Source organism: Streptomyces lushanensis, from assembly GCF_001700515.1.
Classification (GTDB): domain Bacteria; phylum Actinomycetota; class Actinomycetes; order Streptomycetales; family Streptomycetaceae; genus Streptomyces; species Streptomyces lushanensis.
The window spans coordinates 1-7,549 of sequence record NZ_MAUD01000163.1 but is presented as its reverse complement, the minus strand read 5'-3'; the positions used below and the strand labels follow the sequence as shown (position 1 = coordinate 7,549).

The window sequence follows — 7,549 nt, the reverse complement described above, 5'->3', positions numbered from 1 at the left end:
CCCAGACCACCTCCACCGGATACGACACGTCCCGCGCCGTGACCACCGGCGCGTCGCCCAGCAGCCGCGCCCACCCGGCCGCGTCCGTCGTCGCCGAGGCCGCCACCAGCCGCAGTTCGGGGCGGAGCGCGGTCCGTACGTCCAGCAGGAAGGCCGCCACCGTGTCCGCGTCGAGATGACGCTCATGGCACTCGTCGAGGATCACCGCGTCGACGCCCGCCAGCTCCGGATCCCGCTGGAGCCGCTGGAGCAGCACCCCGGTGGTCACCACTTCCTTCACCGTGCGCGGGGAGCGTGCGGTGGGGCGCGCGACGGTGGTGGAAGTGGTGACCACCGGGGTGCTGCTCCAGCGGCTCCAGCGGGATCCGGAGCTGGCGGGCGTCGACGCGGTGATCCTCGACGAGTGCCATGAGCGTCATCTCGACGCGGACACGGTGGCGGCCTTCCTGCTGGACGTACGGACCGCGCTCCGCCCCGAACTGCGGCTGGTGGCGGCCTCGGCGACGACGGACGCGGCCGGGTGGGCGCGGCTGCTGGGCGACGCGCCGGTGGTCACGGCGCGGGACGTGTCGTATCCGGTGGAGGTGGTCTGGGCGCCACCGGGGTCGCCGGTGAGGCCGCCGCACGGGATGCGGGTCGATCCGGCGCTGCTGACGCATGTGGCGTCGGTGGTACGGCGGGCGCTGGCCGAGCGGGACGGTGATCTGCTCTGTTTTCTGCCGGGTGTGGGCGAGATCGGCCGGGTGGCGGGGCAGCTGGAGGGGCTCGGCGCCGAGGTGCTCCAGGTGCACGGGCGGGCGCCGGCAGCGGTGCAGGACGCGGTCCTGGCGGGTTCCCGGGGCGTGCCGGATCCGGCCGGTTCCCCGGGCGTGTCGGCGCCGGACGCCGTGGGCGCACCGGGCCGCCGCCGTGTCGTCCTGGCGACTGCCGTCGCCGAGTCGAGCCTGACCGTTCCCGGGGTACGGATCGTCGTGGACGCGGGGCTGGCACGTGAGCCCCGTACCGACCACGCGCGGGGGCTGGGCGCGCTGACGACCGTACGGGTGTCCCAGGCGGGGGCCGCGCAGCGGGCCGGGCGGGCCGGGCGGGAGGCTCCCGGGACGGTCTACCGCTGCTGGAGCGAGGCCGAGGACACCCGTCTCACCCGCTTCCCCTCCCCCGAGATCAAGGTGGCGGATCTGACGGCCTTCGCGCTCCAGGCGGCGTGCTGGGGCGATCCGTCGGCGGACGGTCTCGCGCTGCTGGACCCGCCGCCGGCCGGGGCGCTGGCCGCCGCGCGTTCCGTACTGGGCGCGATCGGCGCCGTGGACGAGGCCGGACGGGCGACCGGCCGTGGTGTACGGATGTCCCGCCTCGGGCTCCATCCCCGGCTGGCCCGCGCCCTGCTGGACGGCGCGGCCGAGGTGGGCACACGGCGGGCGGCCGAGGTGGTGGCCCTGCTGAGCGAGGAACCGCCCCGGGAGTACGGCGACGATCTGGCGGCGGCCTGGCGCACGGCCCGCCGAGGCGGTGACGGCTACGCGACGCGCTGGCGCCAGGAGGTCCGCCGTCTGGCCTCGGCGGCGGACGGCCCGGGAGGCGGCTCGGGTCCGGGCCGCGAGGCGGGGTCGGGGGGCGACGATGTCGTCGCCGGGCTCGTCACCGCGCTCGCCTTCCCCGAGCGGGTCGCCCGGGCGCGCGGGGCCGGGGCGTTTCTCATGGTGTCCGGTACCGGCGCCGAACTCGGCCAGGGATCGGGGCTGCGCGGTGCGCCGTGGCTGGCCGTGGCCGTCGCGGACCGGCCGGCGCACGCGGCGTCCGCGCGGGTGCGGCTCGCCGCCGTCATCGACGAGGAGACGGCGCGGAGCGCCGCCGGGCATCTGCGGGTGGCGGGCGACGAGGTGCGCTGGGAGGACGGCGATGTGGTCGCCCGGCGGGTGGAGCGGCTCGGGGCCGTGGATCTCGCCGTGAGACCGCTGAAGAGCCCCGGGCCCGGTCCCGTACGGCACGCCCTGCTGGACGGTCTGGCCCGGCACGGGCTCGGGCTGCTGCGCTGGACACGGGACGCGCAGGGGCTGCGCGAGCGGCTGGACTTTCTGCACCGGGAGTTGGGCGCGCCCTGGCCGGATGTGTCGGACGCCGCGCTGCTGTCCCGTACGGAGGACTGGCTGGAGCCCGAACTGTCGCGCGCCCGGCGCCGCTCCGATCTGGAACGGATCGACGCCGGACAGGCGCTGCGGCGGCTGCTGCCCTGGGCGAGCGGTGACGCGGCGCGGCTGGACGAGCTGGCTCCGGAACGTATCGAGGTGCCCAGCGGATCACGGGTACGGGTCGAGTACGGCGGACCGCAGCCCGTACTGGCGGTGAAGCTCCAGGAGTTGTTCGGCCTGGCCGAGACGCCGAGAGTCGCGGGCGTGCCGGTGCTGGTCCATCTGCTCTCCCCGGCGGGCAGGCCCGCGGCCGTCACGGCGGATCTGGCGTCCTTCTGGCGGGACGGCTACCGCTCGGTGCGCGCCGAGCTCCGCGGCCGCTATCCGCGCCATCCCTGGCCGGAGGATCCCTCGGCGGCGGTGGCCACGCGCCGCACGAACAACCGGCGTTGACGCCCAGGACGCCGTCGGCCCCGCACCACGCCCGTCGAGCGGGCGATGGCGCGGGGCCGTGGGGGTCCTGTCGCTCAGGCCGCGGCGGCGACCGTCAGCGTGATGTCGAGCTGCACACCGTTGTCGGTGACGAGGCGGAGCACGAACGTGCCGGTGGTGTCGTCCGCGTAGATCTTCGGGAGCTGGAGGACACCGCCCGCGTCCGTCGTCAGGCCCTGGAGACTCCGCAGCGGGCCGCCGTCCGCGTCCTTGAAGTACGGACCGGCCGCCGGTGTCGTGGCGTCGTCCGGGTTGATCACGGTGGCGGTGAGCCCGGCGCCCGCGACGGCGACACCGCCGGAGGTGGCCCTGACCTCGACCGTGTCGGCGAACTCCGTACCGGCCGTGGCCGTCAGCGTCTTCTGCGCGGTGGCGAGCGTGTCCGTCTGCCGGGCCGTGACGCTCGCGGCGTACTCGACGGCCGCGACATCCGTGCCGCTGACCGTGGCCCTGACCCGGAACTCGCCGGTCTGCTCGCCCGCCTGGAGGGCCGGCGCGGTGGCCGTGCCGTCCGTACCGGTGGTGACGGTGACCACGGTGGCGCCGCCGCTGAAGCGGGCGTCCGTGGTGCCGGTGATCTCGAACCGTACGGCCACGTCGGCGACGGGCTTGCCCGCCGCGTCCTCCGCCCGTACCCCGGCACGCTCGCCGAACGCGCTGCCGGCCACGGCGCTCAGTGCACCCGCGGTCGTCTTCTCCAGGTGCTCGACGACGGGCTTCGGGGCGGGTGTGGTCGGGTCTCCGTCGTCCGGCTTGGGCGGCTTCGGGATGCTCGGGCCGGTCGGCGGGGTCGAGCCGCCCGGCTTCGGCGGCTTGGAGCCGGGGGTGGTGGACGGTTTCGGGCTCGGGTCGGGCAGGGTGCCGGGACCGGCCGGACCGGGGCCGACGGGCAGTACGCCGGTGCCGTCCGGGACCTCGTGCGTACCGTTCTTGTAGTACTCGAACCAGGTCAGGACCGTGTTCAGGTACTCCTGCGAGTGGTTGTAGCCGAGGATCGCCCGGTGCAGGTCCGCGTCGACCGACAGATCGCGGTTCCCGGCGCACAGATACTGACCGGCGGCCAGCGCGGCGTCGTAGATGTTGTTGGGGTCCCTGCGTCCGTCGCCGTTGCCGTCCTGGCCCCAGGTGGCCCAGGTGGACGGGATGAACTGCATCGGGCCGACCGCGCGGTCGTGCGTCGTGTCGCCGTCGTACTGGCCGTTGTCGGTGTCGCTGATGTCGGCGAAGCCCACACCGTTGAGGACCGGGCCGAGGATCGGGGAGAGCGTGGTGCCCTGGGCGTCCACCCGGCCGCCGCGCGCCTGGCCCGACTCCACCTTGCCGATGGCGGCGAGCAGTTGCCAGGGCAGATTGCAGCCGGGCCTGCTCTCCGCGAGGGCCTGCTCCGCCTGCCGGTACGCGGCCAGCACCGTCGCCGGTATGCCCGCTTCCGCCGGACCTGTGACCGGGAGGTCGATCGAGGTGGCCGGCTTGCCCGGCGTCGTGAGCGGCGGAAGCTCGGTGTAGTACGGGGAGTTGCCGCTGACCGGTGTGCCGGGAGGCGGGGTCACGTCGGCGGCCTGCGCGTTGCCGCCGGTGTCCGTCTCGGTGTCCGTGGGGATCGCGCCTGGTGCCTGCGAGGCGGAGAGAGCGGCGATCGCCGCCGCGGCCACCGCCGTCGTCATGGCTCCTTTACGCAGTCGGCGGCCGAATAGCGCTGCCATACGTCTGGTCCCTCCCGGTGGACTGCTGTTCGCGCTCCCCGCGCGTGGACTCAGGCGACACTACGTCAACTCCAGGCCCCAGCACACCGGTGCGTGACCGGTATTCACCAGTTCGCCACCTCCTCGACCCCCAAGTGCCCCGGAGTCCGGTACGAAGGGTCCTTCCGGGCTGCCCTCATGGTCGGCGGGCCGTGCGAACGCCGCCGCCGCGTGAGGGCCGGCGCGGCCCCGGCGCACCCGGGAGGGGCACCTGAAAGCCGCACCGATCACCGTGCCGATCACCGCACAGACCACCGTGCCGGTCGCTCTCCGGCTCGTCGCACCGGGTCCTGCCCGGACAGCCGGCCGGCGCGCCCGGTCCGGTCCGCCGGGCCCGCGAGAGCCGGCCGACCGGACCGCTCCGGGCGGCGCCGCGGGCAGCGCGCCGGAGCCCTCCGGTCAGTGCGCCGCCGACTCCCAGTCCGTGCCGACGCCCACCGAGACATCCAGCGGCGCGCGCAGCCCGACCGCGCTCGACATCTCGCGGCGCAGCAGCTCCTCCACCCGCTCGCGCTCGCCCGCGGCGATCTCCAGCACGATTTCGTCGTGCACCTGGAGAAGCATCCGCGACTCCAGGGCGGCCTCCCTCAGCGCCCGGTCGACCTTGAGCATGGCGACCTTGACGATGTCCGCCGCGGTGCCCTGGATCGGCGCGTTGAGCGCCATGCGCTCGGCCATCTCCCGGCGCTGGCGGTTGTCGCTGTTGAGGTCGGGGAGATAGCGGCGGCGGCCGAGCATCGTCTCGGTGTATCCCGTGGCCCTGGCCTCCACGACCGCGCGGTGCAGATAGTCCCGTACGCCTCCGAAGCGCTCGAAGAACGTGTCCATCAGCCCGCGCGCCTCGGCCGCCTCGATGCCGAGCTGCTGGGAGAGGCCGAACGCCGAGAGCCCGTAGGCCAGTCCGTACGACATCGCCTTGATCTTGCGGCGCATCTCGGGATCGACGGCGGACTTGTCCACGCCGAACACCTGGGAGGCGACGGTGGTGTGCAGATCCTCGCCGGAGGTGAACGCCTCGATCAGCCCGGCGTCCTCGGACAGATGCGCCATGACCCGCAGCTCGATCTGGCTGTAGTCGGCCGTCATCAGCGACTCGTATCCCTCGCCGACGACGAAGCCGCGCCGGATGGCCCGGCCCTCGTCGGTGCGGACCGGGATGTTCTGGAGGTTGGGATCGGTGGAGGAGAGCCGGCCCGTCGCCGCCACCGTCTGGTTGAAGGTGGTGTGGATACGGCCGTCCGCCGCGATGGCCTTGATCAGGCCCTCGACCGTGACCCGGAGCTTCGCCTGCTCACGGTGGCGCAGCATGATCACCGGCAGCTCGTGCTCGGTCTGGGCGGCGAGCCAGGCCAGCGCGTCGGCGTCCGTCGTATAACCGGTCTTGGTCTTCTTCGTCCTGGGCAGGCCCAGCTCACCGAAGAGGACTTCCTGGAGCTGCTTGGGCGAGCCGAGGTTGAACTCGTGGCCGACCGCGGCGTGCGCCTCCTTCACGGCCTGCTGCACGGCGCCCGCGAACTGCTGCTCCATGGCCTCCAGATGGGCGCGGTCGGCGGCGATGCCGTGCCGCTCCATCCGGGCCAGCAGCTCGGAGGTGGGCAGCTCCACCTCGTCGAGCAGCTCGCTCGCGCCGACCTCACCGAGCCGCTCGGCGAACGCGCCGCCCAGATCGAGGACGGCGCGGGCCTGCGTCATCAGCGCATCGGCCTCGGCCTGCTCGTCGACACCGAACGCGAGCTGCCCGTCCTCGGCGGCCGGGGCCAGCTCACGGCCCAGATACTCGATGGCGAGGGCGTCCAGCGCGAACGAGCGGCGGCCCGGCTTGACCAGATAGGCGGCCAGGGCGGTGTCCATCGTGACGCCGTCGACCCGCCAGCCATGCTCGGGCGCGACCCGCATCGCGCCCTTCGCGTTGTGCATCACCTTGGGCCGGCCCGCGTCACCGAGCCACCGCGCGAACGCCCGCTCGTCCGCCTCGTCCAGCCCGGCCGGATCGAACCAGGCCGCGGCGCCGCCGGCCGCGGCGAGCGCGATCTCGGTGACGCTTCCGGCGCCCAGCGCCCAGGCGTCGACCGTGGCGACTCCGAGCGGCTGTCCGCCGTGCTCGGCCAGCCAGGGCGCCAGCTCGCCCGCGCCCAGCACCGCGCCGTCCAGCTCCACACCGGCGGCGGGCGCCGGCGACTCCTCCTCGGCGGCGCCCGGGTCCACCGCGAGCAGCCGCTCGCGCAGACTCGGGTTACGGATCTCCAGCACGTCCAGCACCCGCTTCACGGCCGCGCGGTCGTAGGGCGCGCGCTCCAGATCCCGCGGCCCCTTGGGCAGCTCGACATCGCGCACCATCTCCGTGAGCCGGCGGTTGAGCCTGACCGACTCCAGATGGTCGCGGAAGTTCTGCCCGGCCTTGCCCTTGATCTCGTCGGCGCGCGTGGCCAGTTCGTCGAAGGAGCCGAACTGGTTGATCCACTTCGCCGCGGTCTTCTCACCGACCCCCGGGATACCGGGCAGATTGTCGGACGGATCGCCGCGCAGAGCCGCGAAGTCGGGATACTGCGCGGGGGTGAGCCCGTACTTCTCCTGGACCTTCTCCGGGGTGAAGCGGGTCAGCTCGGAGACGCCCTTGGTCGGATACAGCACCGTCGTGTGCTCGGTGATGAGCTGGAACGAGTCCCGGTCGCCGGTGACGATCAGCACCTCGAAGCCCGCGGCCTCGGCCTGGGTGGCGAGCGTGGCGATCACGTCGTCCGCCTCGAAGCCGTCGATCGCGAACCGGTCCGCGCTCATCGCGTCCAGCAGCTCCCCGATCAGCTCGACCTGCCCCTTGAACTCGTCGGGCGTCTTGGAGCGGTTCGCCTTGTACTCGGGGAACTCCTCGGAGCGCCAGGTCTTGCGCGAGACGTCGAAGGCGACCGCGAAATGCGTGGGCGACTCGTCACGCAAGGTGTTCGCCAGCATGGACGCGAAGCCGTAGATGGCATTGGTCGGCTGACCGGTCGCGGTCGTGAAATTCTCCGCGGGCAGCGCGAAGAACGCCCGGTACGCCAGGGAGTGCCCGTCCATGAGGAGCAGGCGTGGACGGTTGTCTGCGGTCTTCTTCGACGCTGTCTCAGCCACAGACCCGATCCTGCCACGTCGCACTGACAGCGCCGAGCCGTCCGGGGGACAACCTCGCCCTCCGGGCCGCCCCCCGCC

At 73.6% G+C, this 7,549-nt stretch carries 2 protein-coding genes and 2 pseudogenes; 1 reads left to right on the top strand and 3 read right to left on the bottom strand.

The features are described 5' to 3' along the window. Window positions 1–271, bottom strand: a pseudogene (locus BFF77_RS34485) (ATP-dependent helicase HrpB); the annotation flags it as partial. A gap of 1 nt (window position 272) precedes the next feature. Between BFF77_RS34485 and hrpB the strand changes: the two are divergent. After that, a pseudogene (gene hrpB, locus BFF77_RS15255) lies at window positions 273–2,582 on the top strand (ATP-dependent helicase HrpB); the annotation flags it as partial. Between the two features lie 74 nt (window positions 2,583–2,656). On the opposite strand, the gene BFF77_RS15250 reads toward hrpB, so the two are convergent. Both BFF77_RS15250 and polA read right to left on the bottom strand, forming a co-directional pair. After that, a complete protein-coding gene (locus BFF77_RS15250) occupies window positions 2,657–4,324 on the bottom strand; it encodes a lytic transglycosylase domain-containing protein (RefSeq protein ID WP_066949275.1) in 1,668 nt (555 codons plus the stop codon). Window positions 4,325–4,762: 438 nt separating this feature from the next. Beyond that, window positions 4,763–7,471: a DNA polymerase I gene (gene polA / locus BFF77_RS15245; protein WP_066949272.1), complete on the bottom strand. Its 2,709-nt coding sequence runs from the start codon at window positions 7,469–7,471 to the stop codon at window positions 4,763–4,765. Between the last annotated feature and the right edge of the window lie 78 nt (window positions 7,472–7,549).